Here is a 14128-nt window from a genome sequence, read left to right as displayed (position 1 = left end):
CTATCATGGCACAGAGGTCTACAGCGGAGGGTGACACCTATGAACTGGGCTTTCAGGGACGGCCGTCGGCCTCTGTCTCCCACTCGCGTGCCGGGAGGCCGAGGAGTCGTTCGATCCCGGCAGCGTCCGGCAGTGGGCCATGATCACCCGTCACTTTGAGTGCCGACGCGGCCGCGATGTGTCCTAGCCGCAGCGCGCGCTCCATTTCCCCGCCGCGCAACAGGCCGGTCAGGAATCCGGCGGCGAAGGCGTCACCCGCGCCGACGGGCTCGACCACGTCCGTCCGCAGAGCGGGCACGGTCCACGCACCTTCGTCCCCGAAGGCAGTGGCTGCATGGCCGCCGTCCTTGACGACGAGGAGGCGCGGGTGCGGCAACAGCTGCCGTACGTCGGCCGGTTCGAGGTCGGCATCCCACAATTCCTGTGCCTCGTCGAGACCGACGAAGGTGATGTCGGCGCGGTCGGCCAGGTCACGCAGCGCGGGGGCGGCCGTCCCGGGCGGCCACAGGGCCGGGCGGTGATTCACGTCGAAGCTGATGGCGTACGGGCGCTCGGCGGGCGCAGTGGCGAGTGCCTCCACGACCAGGCTCCGGCAGGACGGGGACAGTGCGGGGGTCACGCCCGTCAGATGGACGACGGACGCCGACCGGAGTCTGTCGTCGGCCAGTACGTCGGGTCCCAGCGCCGAGGCCGCCGAGTTGCCGCGGTAGTAGTGGACGCGGGTTCGGGCGCCTGTCGGCTCCTTCACGAGCAGGCCCGTGGGCCGTTCCGGGTCGGATCGTACGCCGCTGACATCGACGCCCGCCGCCCCGACCGCGGCGCGCACACGTCGCCCCAACGCGTCGTCGCCCAGGGCCGACAGCCAGGAGACGGGGATCCCCAGGTCTGCCAGGTACATCGCCACGTTCGACTCGGCCCCTGCCACCGACACACGCAGATCGTCGGCGGTCTCCAGCGATTGGGAGGGGGCGGGAGCCAGGGCAGCCATGGTCTCCCCGATGCAGACCACCGGCCCTTCGGCAGGCCTCCAGCCGTCCTTCATGACCTCTCCTCCGGGACGAAGCGGACCCGTCGTGGCGGTAGGCAGTCGGCGCGGAGAGCTCCGGCTCCGGCTCCGGCTCCGGCTCCGGCTCCGGCTCCGGCTGAGTCTGCGGCGTCCCGTACGCCTTCGCTGTGCGCTGCGGCTTCCGTCACGACGTGTCTTTCCGTACGACAGTCAAGAAGGCGCGAGCTCGGTCGCGCAGCGCGGTCAGGCTCCCGCCGTCGGCGGCGTCTCCGATCAGCGGCGAGCCGACTCCGACCGCGGTCGCTCCGGCGGCCAGATACGCACGGGCGGCAGCCTCGTCGACACCGCCCACGGGCACGAACAGTTCGTGCGGGAACGGGCCGCGCAGGGCCTTGAGGTAGGCGGGGCCGCCCGCCTGGGCTGCCGGGAAGATCTTCAGCGCGGCGGCGCCGAGCGGGCGTGCGGCCAGGATTTCGGTGGGGGTCATCACGCCGGCCAGGACCGGCAGGCCGAGTTCGTGTGCCGCGACGACGCCTTCACCGAGTGCGGGGGTGACGGCGAAGTTCGCGCCGGCCTGCTGGGCGGCGCGAGCGTCGGCGGCGGTCAGGACCGTGCCGGCGCCGAGGGGCCGGTCGGGGCCAAGCGCCTTGCGCGCCTGCTCGATGACGGACAGGGCGTCCGCGCCGGTCAGGGAGACCTCGATCAGCTCGACGCCTTCCTCGGCGAGGGTCAGCACGGTGCGTACCGAGGCTTCGGGGTCGGCGCCGCGGATGATCGCGACCAGGCGATGGGCGGCCAGGGCCGCTCGCAGATCCATGGACGAGCTCTCCTTTTCACGCGGGTTCACAAACGCTCATAAGGGCTGCCTGCCCGTCGGCTTCGGGGGCCAGCGACAGACGGTCGGCCTGGTCGTGGACACAGCAGCGGGAGGCTTCCACGACGCCTCCGACGGCGGTGCCGCCGTCCGGACCGAGTCGGTCGAGGCGCAGTCCGGAGGGTGCGGGCCAGCTCCCTTCCACCCACGCGGCCCCCGCCCGCCACGCCCGATCCAGCAGCGGCGCCGCCTCGGGGAAGAGGCGAGTACTCGCTCCGTCGCGGATGTGCAGCGTCGCCCGGTCGGAGAGGTCGAGCAGGGCGTGGGCGGCCCACAGGAACCGGAAGCCCGCGTCTGTCCGTGTCCGACAGAGCCCGCCCCTCCGTCGGCCTCGCCCTGCACACACCCGCCACGCGTCGGCCTGGTCAGAGGGGCTTGAGCCGGGTGTGCAGGAGGCAGAACTCGTTGCCTTCCGGGTCGGCCAGAGTGTGCCAGTTCTCGGCGCCGGTCTGGCCGACGTCGGCCGGCCTGGCGCCGAGGGCGAGCAGCCGCTCCAACTCGGCGTCCTGGTCGCGGTCGGTGGCGTTGACGTCGATGTGCAGCGGAAGCTTCCCTCTTCGCGGATCGCTGCTCGGGCTCAGGACGATGGTGGGCTGCGGGCCGCCGAAGCCGACGTCGGGCGGCCCGATCTCGATGCTTCCGTCGTCCTCCCGGTCGAGTTCGACGTAGCCGAGGACCTCGCACCAGAACGCGGCGAGCCGCTCGGGGTCGGCACAGTCGAGAACCAGTTCACTGATACGGCATGCCATGCCGGGGAGTGTACAGAGACAGCCCGCGAGTCGACCGTCGGTCGCGGCACGAGCAATCACGAGATCGCGGCAGGGACGTACGCGCTCAGTCGCGCGCCGGGGAAGCGAGCGCCTCCGCGCGCTGGGTGAGCCGTTTAAGAGCCACTTCGCCCCAGGTCACGTTGTCCCGTTCGAGGGACAGGCCCCGCAGACAGGTGAGATAGGGCCCGATGCGCTCGGCGGTGGCGAAGTACTCGTCCTCGGTGCGTCCGGCCAACAGCCATTCCCGTACCCGCTCGTAGCGCGCGATCTTGGTCGCGGCCAGCTCCATTCGCTGGGCGACGGCGGTTCGTACGGCCTCCATGTCGCCGACGTCCACGCACTGCACCTTGACGAGCAACTCGTCCCGGATCGCGGTCGGTTTGGCGGGCGGTTCGGCGGTGTAGGCCCGTACGGCGGCAAGGCCCTCCTCGGTGAGCGAGAACAGCCGCTTGTTCGGACGGCGCTCCTGTTGAACGACGCGGGCAGCGACGAGGCCCTCGCCTTCCATACGCTCCAGCTCGCGGTAGATCTGCTGCGGTGTGGCCATCCAGAAGTTGGCGACCGACGCCTCGAACCCCTTGGCGAGGTCGTACCCCGACGCCTCACCCTCCAGAAGCGCCGCCATCACCGCATTGCGAAGAGCCATGAATCCAACCTAACAGCCTGTTGATTACTCAATGCGACGACTATGAACGGGTCTTCGCGGGCGGCCTGCGACCCTTGCCCTCGTCCTTGCCGGAAGGCGTTGTTCAGGTGAGGTCTTCGATGACCTGGGCCACCGGAAGCAGCGTGGGCCGCTTGGCCTCCCGGCCGTCACCGGACGAGCGGCCGCGCAGGCGACGGGCGAGCCAGGGTCCGAGGAAGGAGCCCGCCCACCGCAGCTCGGCCCCGACGGCTCGCAGTCCCGAACGCATGCGCGCGTCGGCAGGCAGCGGCCGGATCCAGCTGTCGTCGCTTCCCGGCACGGCGAGTGCCTCGGCGACCGCGGCGGCGATCAGTGCGTGTCCGCGCGGGCTCGCGTGCAGCCGGTCGGGGCTCCACAGGCGGAGGTCGGTGACCACCGGATGAGGCTCCGCGTCGGCCACCACTACACCGTGGCGTCGGGCCGCCTCGCGAATGCGGCTGTTCAGTGCGGTGACCCGGTGGCCGATGGGTCTGGCGGCCGGGACGATCCGCGCGAAGTCGGGGAAGGTCAGCGTCGCGACGCGGGCACCGCTCCCGGTGAGCGCGGCGAACATCGCCTCCAGGTGCTCGGCCACCTCGTCCGCGTCGAAGCGTGGACGCAGCACGTCGTTGACACCGGCGACGACCGTCGCCAGATCCGGACGCAGCGCCAGCGCGGGCTCCAACTGCCCAGAGCGCACCTCACCGGCAAGGCGCCCGCGGACGGCAAGGTTGGCGTACAGGAGCCCGGGGTCGGTCCGCGCGAGCTGCTCGGCGAGCCGGTCCGCCCATCCTCTCGGGTTCCCGGCGCCGTCGTCGTCACCGAGGCCCTCGGTCTGGCTGTCACCCAGGGCGACGTACCGCGCGTAGCCACCGTTCGCCATGATGCCCGCCGTCTCTGATCTCAGCCCCCCGCTGTCCACGGAGCGAGAGAGGATGCCAAACTAGTCTTCTATTAAGATAGTTGACTATCCCAGAACTGCACATACCCGTGCGGGAACGAGCCTCCGGATGCGTTCCAGAACTCTTGACGCCGACTACTCGTCCAACTGGCGCCGCGCCCCGCGGCCCTACTCCGCCACGGTCGACTCCCGGATCGTCAGGCTGCAGGGCATGCGATGCACGCCCGAGGCGGCCCGGCCCCCGATGGCGGCGAACAGGTGCTGGGCGGCTGTGCGGCCCAGCACCTCCAGGTTCATGTCGATGGTCGTCAGAGGCGGCCTGGTCTCGGCGGACAGAACCTCCCAGTTGTCGTATCCGACGACCGCGATGTCGTCGGGTACGCGGCGGCCGCGTTCGCGGACCGCCTCGACGAACCCCGCGGCGATCTGATCGCTCCCGCAGAACACGGCGTCGATCTCCGGGTCGGCGGTCAGTACGATCTCGGCCGCCTGCCGCCCCCATCGCCGCGACCACGCGCCGAAGAGAACCTGCCCGCCGGAGAGGCCGAGGCCCGCTTCCTCCAGGGTCTCGGTGGTTCCGGCCGCCCTGTCCTGGGCGGCCTGGTAGTGGGTGGGCCCGGTGATGTGGGCGATGCGCCGCCTGCCGACGGTCAGCAGATGCTGGACGGCGATGCGCGCCCCGCCCACGTCGTCGGGCACGAACGACACGTCCCGCGGATCGTCGGAGGGCGCGTAGGCGTAGACGACGGGCACGGGCAGATCGAGGTTGATCGACGGCCGTGGATCCGTGCTCTCACCGACCACGATGATCCCGTCGACGCGGCGAGCGAGCAGGGTGCGAAGGTAGTGCCGTTCGCGGATGGCGTCTCCGCGGGCGTCACAGAGCAGGACGGCCATCTCCCCCGTGCCGAACGCGTCCTCCGCGCCGAGCAGCACGGGGATGCCGAAACGGCCGACACTGTCGCTGGTGAGCAGCCCGACGGTACGGGTCTGGCCGGAGATCAGGCTCTGGGCGAGCGCGTTCGGCTGGTATCCCAGTTCCTCCGCAGCCCGGAGAACACGCTGGAGGGTCTCGGCGCGGACCTGGCTCCGACCGTTGAGAGCCTTGGACGCGGTCGCGATCGACACCCCCGCGTGTGTGGCCACATCGGTGATCGTGGTCGCACGTCGCCGCGTAGAGCCCATCGTCACGAAAACCTTTTCGCCTAGAGAGAACCGACACTTCAGATGCCATCCGGCCTCGCCCGGCCCGAACCTGCATCCACACGGATCCGAACCTAGACCGGTAAGCCCTTGCGACGTAAGGGATGCGTCCCACTCTCGGCTATTGACAGTGCGTCAGCCCGCCTCTACGTTGCGAAAACCTTTTAGGTCAGCCTCATTTGCGGCGCCCCACTGACCTTGCGAATGTCAGGGGCACGCCATAGCCCACGGCCCCGCCGGTCGCGCGGCTCAACGCACCATCGCGAGCAACCGCCTGCTGTCAACCGGACAGGGAGCCTCCGATGAGAAGACCGCACGCCCTACTGGTACGACGTCGGCGCACGAGATGCCTCCTCGTCGCGCTGATGCTCAGCGTCTGTTCCGTCGTCGCCGGGACCCCGGCGCACGCCGCGCAGACCATCGGTTTCCCCACCTTCAGCGGACCCGCGATACCGGCCGCGCCGGTCGGCTACACGCCGGGCGACATGATGCGGAGCATCTACGACGCGGAGAGCTCGGGAACCGACTTCTGGATGGACCGCCTCCTGGCCCGATCGGGCAACGACCCGGCGGGCTCCTGGCTCATGAGCCGTGGGCGCGCGGTCTTCATGAAGACCCACGACCCCGCGGTGCTCGGCTTCGGCGGCCATGTCGCCTACTGGGAGAGCGTCAACGACCAGAACGCCTACAGCGTCGCGATCAGCCCGGGCACCTTCACGGAGCAGGTCGCCCAGCGCCGGCAGGTGCCGAGCCACTGGAAGAGCGTGCACACCAACGGTTCGGTCACGGTCGACCAGACCAAGTTCATCACCGACAACAACGTCGCTGTGACCAACCTGTCGATCAAGAACAACGGCAGCAGCCCCACCACGCTGCAGTTACGGGCCACTTCCCCGTACGCCACCACCGGTGGCGGCAGCGAGTTGACCGGGCAGGTCAACGCCTACAACAACCTCACCACGATCCGCCCGCGGCTGACCGGCGACGGCTTCGCCGTGTCCGGCGGCGGCCTCAACCGGTCCGTGACGATCGCGGCCGGGGCCACCGTCACCACCAAGGTGGTCATGGGCTTCGTCACCGACGAGATCCCCCAGTCGCTCACCGAGTACAACGCCTACGCCGGTTACTCCAACGCCACCGCGTTCGCCACCCACGTCAGGGCCTACAACCTGTGGTGGGCGCAGAACGTGCCCTACATCGACGTGCCCGAAGGCGCGATCAAGAAGAACATCTACTACCGCTGGTGGCTGATGCGCTTCAACAGCCTCGACGCCGACATCCCCGGGCAGACCTTCCAGTTCCCGACCTCGACCGAAGGCGTCCTCGGCTACAACAACGCGATCGCGCTGACCCAGCCCATGCACATCGACGACCTGAAGTACCTGCGCAACCCGGCCTACGCGTACGGGGACTGGCTGAGCGTCGGTCAGACCTCCAAGGGTGCCCGTTTCCTCGACAACCCGGGTGACCCGGAGAACTGGTCCAACAGCTACACCCAGTACATCGCCGAGGCGGCCTGGAAGAGCTACCAGATCCACGGCGGTCAGCCGGGCATCGCCGCCAACCTGGCCCGCTACGCCGAGGGTGACGTCAAGGGCCAACTCGCCTACTACGACCACGACAACAACAAGCTCATCGAGTACGACTGGGGCGCTCTGACGGGCAACGACGCCGACGCGGTCTCCTTCCACTGGAAGCCCGGCAACATGGACCGCGCCGAGTCCGCCTACCAGTACAGCGGCGCACTGGCCGCCGCCCAGGCCTACGAGGCGACTGGCAACACGGCGAAGGCCACCGAGATGCGCACGCTGGCGACGCAGATCAAGGACGCCATCGTCAACGTGCTCTGGAACCCCAACCGGCAGTTGTTCGAGCACCGGTTGAAGTCGACCAACGAATGGGTGCCCTGGAAGGAGATCAACAACTACTACCCGTTCTCGGTCGGAGCCGTCCCCAACACAGCGGCGTACAAGCAGGCCCTGCGGCTGTACGACGACCCGGCCCAGTACCCGATCTTCCCCTTCTACACGGCCAACCAGGTCGACAAGAAGGCCGCCGCCGACGCGGGCAACCCGGGCTCGAACAACTTCTCCACCATCAACTCGACCGTCCAGTTCCGCCTGTACTCGTCGGTGCTGCGCAACTACTCCAACTCCTGGATGAGCGCGACCGATTACAAGAAGCTCCTGTACTGGAACACCTGGGCGCAGTACGTCGGGGGCAACACCCAGTGGCCGGACGCCAACGAGTTCTGGGCCGACTGGAACGGCAGCTCGGTCAACTATCGGTCCTGGATCCACCACAACATCCTGGGCAGCAGCAACTGGACCGTGATCGAGGACGTCGCCGGTCTGCGGCCCCGCAACGACGCCAAGGTCGAGCTCTCCCCCATCGACATCGGCTGGAGCCACTTCACCGTCAACAACCTCCGCTACCGGGGCGCCGATCTGTCCATCGTCTGGGACGACCCGGCCGACGGCGTGGTGCGCTACCCCGGCGTTCCGGAGGGTTACTCGATCTACGTCAATGGCAGCCGGGCCGCCACCGTCAGCTCGCTCGTACCCTTCACCTGGGACCCGGCCACCGGTGACGTCACCACGAGCGGCACGGTCACCCACCACACATCCGTCGCCGGACTGAAGGCCCCGAACCAGGTCACCCAGGACAGCCCCCAGATGGTCGACATGCTCGCCAAGGCCGGCGTCGACCTGACCGCCGACCTCACCAACCTCGCCTCAGGGGCGACCGTGTCCGCCTCCCACACCGGGTCCGGCAGCGCCGCCTCCGGCGCGGTCGACGGCGATCCCACCAACGAACCGTTCTGGGGCTCGGGCGGCTCCCCCAACAGCCAGGACTGGTACGAGCTCAACCTCGGCGCCGCCCGCACACTCAACGAGGTGCGCCTGTACTTCAAGGACAGCCGCCCGGCCAGTACCACCTACCGGGCCCCGTCCGCGTACACCATCCAGTACTACAACGGCAGTTCATGGGTGAGCGCACCCGGGCAGGCCAAGAGTCCGGCCGCGCCGCGGGCGAACTACAACGTGGTGCAGTTCCCGGCGATCAGCGCCCAGCGCATACGGGTTCTTGCCACCAACGCGTCCGGTGCGAAGACGGGCCTCACCGAGGTCAAGGTGTTCAACAGGGGCGGTGTGCAGCCACCGGCCAACCAGGCGGGGTCCGCGACGGCGTCCGCGTCGTACACCTCCTCCTGGGAGAGCGTCAACGCGATCAACGACGGGATCGATCCGCCGTCTTCCAACGACACCGGGAACCCGCGCTGGGGGACCTGGCCGGAGACCGGTCAGCAGTGGGCGGAGCTGACCTGGCCGTCCGCGAAGACCCTCGACAAGGCCGAGGTGTACTTCTTCGACGACGACCAGGGCATCGACATGCCCGCCTCATGGAAGCTGCAGTACTGGAACGGCAGCGCCTACGTCGACGTACCCGGTGCGGGCGGTTACCCGCTGGCCAAGAACCAGTACAACACCGTCACCTTCACCGCCACGAGCACGACTCGTCTGCGGGTGCAGCTCACCGGGAACGGCACCAACTCCGTGGGGCTGCTGGAGACGAAGGTGTACGGCCCCAGCGCGACCGCCAAGCGATGAAGGGTGCGCCCAAGTGACTCGTTCCAGATGCCTGTCCGTGCTAACCGCCGTGCTCGCCATGGTGGTCGCCTTCCTGGTGGCACCGCCGCACGCGGCCGCCGCCGTCACGTTCACCTCGACGGGGGTGAACCAGAACGGCGCCAACTGCCTTGACGTACCTGGTAGTTCGACGACCAGCGGAACCCAGCTCCGCGCCAACACATGCGCCTTGGGCGCGAGCCAGTCCTTCGGCTTCACCCCGGTCGCGGGGACATCCGACGTCTACACGATCAGTACGCACGCCTCCGGCCAGTGTGTCGACGTGTACGGCGCGTCCACCGCGGACAACGCCACGATCATCCAGTGGACCTGTCACAACGCCACGAACCAGCAGTGGCGGCTCGTGCCCGTGACCGTCAGTGGAACCGACAGGACGTTCAACCTCGTCTCCGTCGGCTCCGGCAAGTGCGTCGTGCCGAGCGGCGGTTCGTCGGCCTCGAACACCGGCCTGGTGCAGCTGCCGTGCGGGACCGGGAACGGCAGGGTGTGGCGCCTGCCCGGCTTCACCGGCGGCGGCACGAGCCCGGGCACGTTCACCAACCCGCTCTCCCAGCGTGGACCCGACCCCTGGCTGACGTACTACGACGGCTACTACTACCTCGCCACGACCACCTGGAACTCGACGGTCACCATGCGCAAGGCCGGCACTCTGGCGGGCCTCGCCACGGCCACCGACCAGGTGATCTTCAACCTCACCAGGCCCAATGGCGCCGGCACGATGTGGGCTCCGGAGTTCCACCTGCTCGACGGCCCCAACGGGAAGCGGTGGTACTTCTACTACACGGCCGGGCGGGAGCCGTACGACCTGGGCACCCAGCGGATCCATGTCCTGGAGAGCGCGGGACTGGACCCGATGGGCCCCTACAGCTTCAAGGCCGACCTGCTCGACCCGACCCAGGACAACACCTGGGAACTGGACCCGGGCATCCTGCAGTTGAACGGTCAGCTCTATCTGCTCGGCACGTTCTACAACGGCTCGCAGCCGATGTTCATCAGGCCGCTGTCGAACCCGTGGACCGCGAGCGGAACGCGCCGGGTGCTGTCCACTCCGACGTACAGCTGGGAGACGGTGGGCGGCGCGGTCAACGAGGGCGCCGAGGTGCTCCAGCGGGGAGGCAAGACCTTCATCGTCTACTCCGCGAGCCACTGCTCCACGCCCGACTACAAGCTGGGAATGCTGACGTACAACGGAGGTGACCCGCTCAGCTCCTCCTCCTGGGTCAAGTCACCGAACCCGGTCTTCCAGCGGTCCAACGCCAACGGTGTGTACGGCCCCGGCCACAACGGCTTCTTCAAGTCGCCGGACGGGACCGAGGACTGGATCGTCTACCACGCGAACAACTCCGCGGGCGGTGGCTGCGACATGAACCGGTCGACGCGGGCGCAGAAGTTCACCTGGAACGCCGACGGCACACCGAACTTCGGCACACCGGTGGCCCTCGGCGTCACACTGACCGCGCCGTCGGGCGAGTAACAACCGCTTCGGAATCGGTAGTTCCGCTCGCTTCGCAGACCGTCGGTTCGGGAACCGCCACTTCCCGGACCGTCGGTTTACGGATCAGGAGCAGTGCCGCGTCGTCGTGGAGCCGGCCTCCGACATGGGCCAGCAGTTCGTCGTGCAGTGCGGTGAGGGTGTGGGCCGGCTCGTCGGAGACGTGGCGTGCCAGTCCTTCGGTGAGCTGGTAGAACTCACGGCCGCGGTCGCGGGCCTCGGTGACCCCGTCGGTATAGAGGAGCAGCTGGTCCCCGTCGGCGAACGGCACGGTCTCCAGGGCGGGGGCGTGCTTCGTGAGGGCGCGCAGTCCGAGGGGCGGGGCCGGATGCGTGGGCTCCACCGGCTCGACGCCTCCGGATGGTCGTATCAGCAGCGGAGGCGCGTGTCCGCAGTTCACCACCTCCAGCTGCCCTGCCTCTGAGTAGCCGGCGACCACGGCGGTGACGAAGTCGTCGCAACCGAGATTGCGCGCCAGGCTTCGCTCGATCCGGTCGATGACGGCGAGGAGGTCGGGCTCGTCGTAGGCGGCCTCGCGGAAGACACCGAGCACCAGAGCGGCGGTCCCCACGGCCGGCAGTCCCTTGCCCCGTACATCTCCGACGATCAGTCGCACTCCGTACGGGGTCGGTATCAGTGCGTAAAGGTCCCCGCCGATACGGGCCTCGGCCGCCGCGGCGCTGTAGCGGACGGCCACCTGGAACGGGCCGACGGTCGCCGGTACGGGCTTGAGCAGAGCGTGCTGAGCGGTCTCCGCGACCGAGCGGACAGCGGCGAGCACCCGGTCACGGCGTCCGCGCAGCGCGCTGGCCAGGCCGCTCGCCACGGTGACGGCGGCCAGGGCGGACAACACGGCAGCGAGTTCGCCGCCCGGAACTCCGTCCCGGGCTCCGAGCGTCGCCCCGAGCACCGCGGCGAGGACACCGACGCACAGGACCCCGCGCGGCCCGTTCGTGGTGGCGGCCAGCGCGGGCCCGGCCGCGAGGAGGGGCAGCCAGACCATCCCGGCCCCGCCGACGAAGTCGGCGAGCACGACGACGGAGACGATCAGCACGGGCAGTACGTGCAGTACGGGCGTCCCGACGGCCAGCCGTACGGTGGCTCGGCGTCGCGGTTGGGCGGTAGCCCTGCCGTGCGCCGAAGCTCCGGGATCGGGCACCCGGTTTCTGGGTGTCCGTATGGACCAGTGGTTGCCGCCATGATCACGGGCCTGACTCATTCTTCGTCCGCTGTCCTTACCTGTGCACGGCGCACATTCCTGAAATGCCGGTTTCATCCAGGAAACGGTGTTGGCCCGGACGTCACAAGAAGCGGATTTTCAGATAGTGAGCGACAGGCCCCTGGTCACGCGGTTCGCGGTCGGAATCAGCCGCGCCCGGATGTCCTGCAGCCGGGAGAGCCGGCCCACCGGCATCGAGACGCCGAGCGAGCCGAGCGTGTCCCCGCTGTAGACGGGAACGGCGACACAGACCGTGCCGAGGGCGTACTCCTCCAGATCCGTGACGGCCGGGGCCACGGGTGAGGTGTCCAGGCGCCGGAGCAGTTCCGGCCGACTGGTGATCGTCCGTGGTGTGAGGTCGACGAGGTGGTGCCTGGAGAGGTAGTCCTTGCGGTCCTCCTCGTCCAGTTCCCTGAGTACGGCCTTGCCCAGCGCGGTGGCGTGTCCCGCGTCCTCGAACCCCACCCAGAGGTCGACGCGGGGCGCCCGGGGGCCGTCGACGATCTCCGCGACCCGGATCTCGCCCTCCTCGTAGAAGGTGAGGTATGCGGCGGTCGTGAGCTCGTCACGCAGCGCGGCGAGCGTGGGCCGGACACGGCTGAGCAGCGCCTGCCCGCGGCCCGTGCTCTGCATCACCTGAAGCTTGTCGCCCAGGACGAAGCCGCCGTCGTCCAGCTTCCGCAGGTATCCGTCGTGGACCAGGGTCCGCAGCAGGTGATAGGCGGTGGCCAGGGGCAGGCCGGTCTCCCGTGCCAGTTGCTTCGCCGGCGCCCCGTTCTGGTGCGCGCCGACGGCTTCCAGGAGGCGGAAGGCCCGCTGGACGGACGTGATGAGGGTGGGGCCGTCGTGCTCGCCCATACGACCAGCGTGCGCCGGACAGGCGTCGCGGGCAAGGCGAGCACACAGCCTTAGGCGCGAGTGACGAGGATCCCGTCGGCGTCGCTGTAGAGGTGGCAGCCGGGCGTGAAGGTCACCCCACCGAACGAGACCTCGACGTCCCTGTCCCCCGCACCGTCCTTGCGGCTCTTGCGGGGGTTCGAACCGAGAGCCTTCACGCCAAGGTTGATCTTGGACAACGCCTCGACATCACGGACGGCGCCATTGATGACGATGCCTTCCCAGCCGTTGGACGCGCCCAGGTCGGCGATGAGATCCCCCATGAGAGCGGCGGCCAGCGAGCCACCACCGTCGACGACGAGCACCCGCCCCGCACCGGGCTCACCGAGGGTGGCCTTGAGCACCACATTGTCCTCGTGGCATCTCACGGTCGTGACGGCACCCTCGAACGACGTCCGGGCACCGAAGAGCCGGAACTGGGTGGCGCACGACTGGAGGTCGTCACCGTGCTCGTCGTAGAGGTCGGCTGTGGGCTTCATCGGATTCCTCTCGTGGATACCTGGCGTGAACGACAGCCCCATCATTCCCCGGCAGTACCGCGTGTACTGCCGGAGCCCCCCGAGATCGGCAACGTCCCTGAGGTCAGAAAGAACGTGACGGCGTAGGTGAAGCGTCCGGTGTGGACCGCCTGGTCGAACTGGGCGACGAACCGGTCGGCGTCGGCAGGGTCGAGGTGCCCGCGCGCGGCAGCGGTGTGGGCCCAGCTTCGGAGTCCCATCACGTTGTCGACGGCCGTCGGGTCGCGGACGACGAGGGTTCGGGCCTCCACCCCGATGTCCTCCAGGGCGCGAGCGGCGAGCATGCCCGCATGTCGATGCGCCAGCGTGCCGTTGCGCAGGTTGACCTCGGCGCGGAAGCGCAGCACCTGGGCGGCGAGGTGCTGGTTCTCGATGTCGAGGGCCTGGGTGGCGTAGTCGGGGTCGGCCAGCACGACCCGGCCGCCCGGGCGGACCACCCGGACCATCTCGTCGACGACCCGCGCGGGGTCCTCCACGTGTTGGAGCACGCGGTCCGCGCAGGCGCCGTCGAAGGACGAGTCCCGGAACGGGAGACGGTGCCCGTCCGCCACGACGACGTGGCCGAGGCCCGCGCCCTTCATCGCGGTGGCCATCGTCAGGGAGCTGTCCGCTCCGACGACCCGCGCTCCCGATTCGGCGCTCAGAGCCAGGGCGCCGTCCCCCGCTCCGGCGCCCACATCGAGGAATCGGCCTTGGGGACGGGCGTGCAGGAGATCTCGCAGCCGCTGTTTGTAGGCCCCGTAGAACAGCTCGGCGGTCAGCCGCTTCAGGACCTCGACGAGTTCGGCCGGCCGGGATTGACTGTCGACCGCGGTGAAGGCGTGTGGCACGCTGCGGCGGCTCATGGGGGAACGCTAGCGCTGAGCGGGACAGCCGTGGCCTCAATCTTCGGGCCTCATTCTTCGGGCTTCGGGCTGGACAGATCGGTGGGCGT

General features: G+C 69.1%; 13 protein-coding genes. 2 read left to right on the top strand and 11 right to left on the bottom strand.

Annotated elements, in window-relative coordinates; translation table 11 throughout:
* Positions 1 to 52 precede the first annotated feature (52 nt).
* From ACH4YP_RS42305 to ACH4YP_RS42275, 7 genes are all read right to left on the bottom strand, one after another.
* Entirely contained in the window at positions 53 to 1042 is a 990-nt protein-coding gene (locus tag ACH4YP_RS42305; RefSeq protein WP_361061239.1) for a sugar kinase, read from the bottom strand.
* A gap of 148 nt (positions 1043 to 1190) precedes the next feature.
* On the bottom strand, positions 1191 to 1823 hold the full coding sequence (locus ACH4YP_RS42300) for a bifunctional 4-hydroxy-2-oxoglutarate aldolase/2-dehydro-3-deoxy-phosphogluconate aldolase (protein WP_361061237.1): 633 nt from the start codon (positions 1821 to 1823) through the stop codon (positions 1191 to 1193).
* Positions 1824 to 1839: 16 nt separating this feature from the next.
* The gene (locus ACH4YP_RS42295) at positions 1840 to 2226 is read right to left on the bottom strand and encodes a hypothetical protein (protein WP_398496501.1); all 387 of its coding nucleotides are present in this window, start codon (positions 2224 to 2226) and stop codon (positions 1840 to 1842) included.
* 19 nt (positions 2227 to 2245) lie between these two features.
* Positions 2246 to 2629 carry a VOC family protein gene (locus tag ACH4YP_RS42290; protein ID WP_398496499.1) on the bottom strand — a complete coding sequence of 128 codons (384 nt, stop codon included), beginning with the start codon at positions 2627 to 2629 and terminating at the stop codon, positions 2246 to 2248.
* Between the two features lie 85 nt (positions 2630 to 2714).
* Complete coding sequence (locus ACH4YP_RS42285) at positions 2715 to 3296, bottom strand: PadR family transcriptional regulator (protein WP_398496497.1); 582 nt, start codon at positions 3294 to 3296, stop codon at positions 2715 to 2717.
* Positions 3297 to 3399: 103 nt separating this feature from the next.
* Positions 3400 to 4197 carry an SGNH/GDSL hydrolase family protein gene (locus ACH4YP_RS42280; protein WP_398496496.1) on the bottom strand — a complete coding sequence of 266 codons (798 nt, stop codon included), beginning with the start codon at positions 4195 to 4197 and terminating at the stop codon, positions 3400 to 3402.
* A 186-nt stretch (positions 4198 to 4383) separates the two neighbouring features.
* The gene (locus ACH4YP_RS42275) at positions 4384 to 5400 is read right to left on the bottom strand and encodes a LacI family DNA-binding transcriptional regulator (protein ID WP_361061229.1); all 1017 of its coding nucleotides are present in this window, start codon (positions 5398 to 5400) and stop codon (positions 4384 to 4386) included.
* Between the two features lie 320 nt (positions 5401 to 5720).
* Here ACH4YP_RS42275 and ACH4YP_RS42270 point away from each other — a divergent pair, with 320 nt between their 5' ends.
* Positions 5721 to 9029: a discoidin domain-containing protein gene (locus ACH4YP_RS42270; RefSeq protein ID WP_398496494.1), complete on the top strand. Its 3309-nt coding sequence runs from the start codon at positions 5721 to 5723 to the stop codon at positions 9027 to 9029.
* Between the two features lie 13 nt (positions 9030 to 9042).
* Positions 9043 to 10542, top strand: coding sequence for a family 43 glycosylhydrolase (locus ACH4YP_RS42265; RefSeq protein WP_398496492.1), 1500 nt, complete (start codon positions 9043 to 9045; stop codon positions 10540 to 10542).
* Here ACH4YP_RS42265 and ACH4YP_RS42260 read toward each other — a convergent pair.
* From ACH4YP_RS42260 to ACH4YP_RS42245, 4 genes are all read right to left on the bottom strand, one after another.
* Positions 10514 to 11779 (bottom strand): PP2C family protein-serine/threonine phosphatase, encoded by a 1266-nt coding sequence (locus ACH4YP_RS42260; RefSeq protein ID WP_398496490.1) that lies wholly within the window; start codon positions 11777 to 11779, stop codon positions 10514 to 10516. The two genes, ACH4YP_RS42265 and ACH4YP_RS42260, sit on opposite strands and share 29 nt — an antisense overlap.
* A gap of 99 nt (positions 11780 to 11878) precedes the next feature.
* Positions 11879 to 12637, bottom strand: coding sequence for an IclR family transcriptional regulator (locus ACH4YP_RS42255; RefSeq protein ID WP_398496488.1), 759 nt, complete (start codon positions 12635 to 12637; stop codon positions 11879 to 11881).
* Between the two features lie 50 nt (positions 12638 to 12687).
* Positions 12688 to 13155, bottom strand: a complete 468-nt coding sequence (gene rraA, locus ACH4YP_RS42250) for a ribonuclease E activity regulator RraA (protein ID WP_398496487.1) — start codon at positions 13153 to 13155, stop codon at positions 12688 to 12690.
* 41 nt (positions 13156 to 13196) lie between these two features.
* Complete coding sequence (locus tag ACH4YP_RS42245; RefSeq protein WP_398496485.1) at positions 13197 to 14039, bottom strand: methyltransferase domain-containing protein; 843 nt, start codon at positions 14037 to 14039, stop codon at positions 13197 to 13199.
* Positions 14040 to 14128 lie beyond the last annotated feature (89 nt).

Origin of the sequence: Streptomyces sp. NPDC020747, assembly GCF_044334695.1 — a bacterium.
GTDB lineage: Bacteria > Actinomycetota > Actinomycetes > Streptomycetales > Streptomycetaceae > Streptomyces.
The sequence above is the reverse complement of the archived record's forward strand: the minus strand, read 5'-3'. Positions and strand labels throughout refer to the sequence as shown.

Excerpts from the sequence above, each read along its gene's own strand:
- ACH4YP_RS42305 (WP_361061239.1), bottom strand. The coding sequence starts at position 1,042 with ATGAAGGACGGCTGGAGGCCTGCCGAAGGGCCGGTGGTCTGCATCGGG.
- ACH4YP_RS42300 (WP_361061237.1), bottom strand. The coding sequence starts at position 1,823 with ATGGATCTGCGAGCGGCCCTGGCCGCCCATCGCCTGGTCGCGATCATC.
- ACH4YP_RS42290 (WP_398496499.1), bottom strand. The coding sequence starts at position 2,629 with ATGGCATGCCGTATCAGTGAACTGGTTCTCGACTGTGCCGACCCCGAG.
- ACH4YP_RS42285 (WP_398496497.1), bottom strand. The coding sequence starts at position 3,296 with ATGGCTCTTCGCAATGCGGTGATGGCGGCGCTTCTGGAGGGTGAGGCG.
- ACH4YP_RS42280 (WP_398496496.1), bottom strand. The coding sequence starts at position 4,197 with ATGGCGAACGGTGGCTACGCGCGGTACGTCGCCCTGGGTGACAGCCAG.
- ACH4YP_RS42275 (WP_361061229.1), bottom strand. The coding sequence starts at position 5,400 with ATGGGCTCTACGCGGCGACGTGCGACCACGATCACCGATGTGGCCACA.
- ACH4YP_RS42270 (WP_398496494.1), top strand. The coding sequence starts at position 5,721 with ATGAGAAGACCGCACGCCCTACTGGTACGACGTCGGCGCACGAGATGC.
- ACH4YP_RS42260 (WP_398496490.1), bottom strand. The coding sequence starts at position 11,779 with ATGAGTCAGGCCCGTGATCATGGCGGCAACCACTGGTCCATACGGACA.
- ACH4YP_RS42255 (WP_398496488.1), bottom strand. The coding sequence starts at position 12,637 with ATGGGCGAGCACGACGGCCCCACCCTCATCACGTCCGTCCAGCGGGCC.
- rraA (WP_398496487.1), bottom strand. The coding sequence starts at position 13,155 with ATGAAGCCCACAGCCGACCTCTACGACGAGCACGGTGACGACCTCCAG.
- ACH4YP_RS42245 (WP_398496485.1), bottom strand. The coding sequence starts at position 14,039 with ATGAGCCGCCGCAGCGTGCCACACGCCTTCACCGCGGTCGACAGTCAA.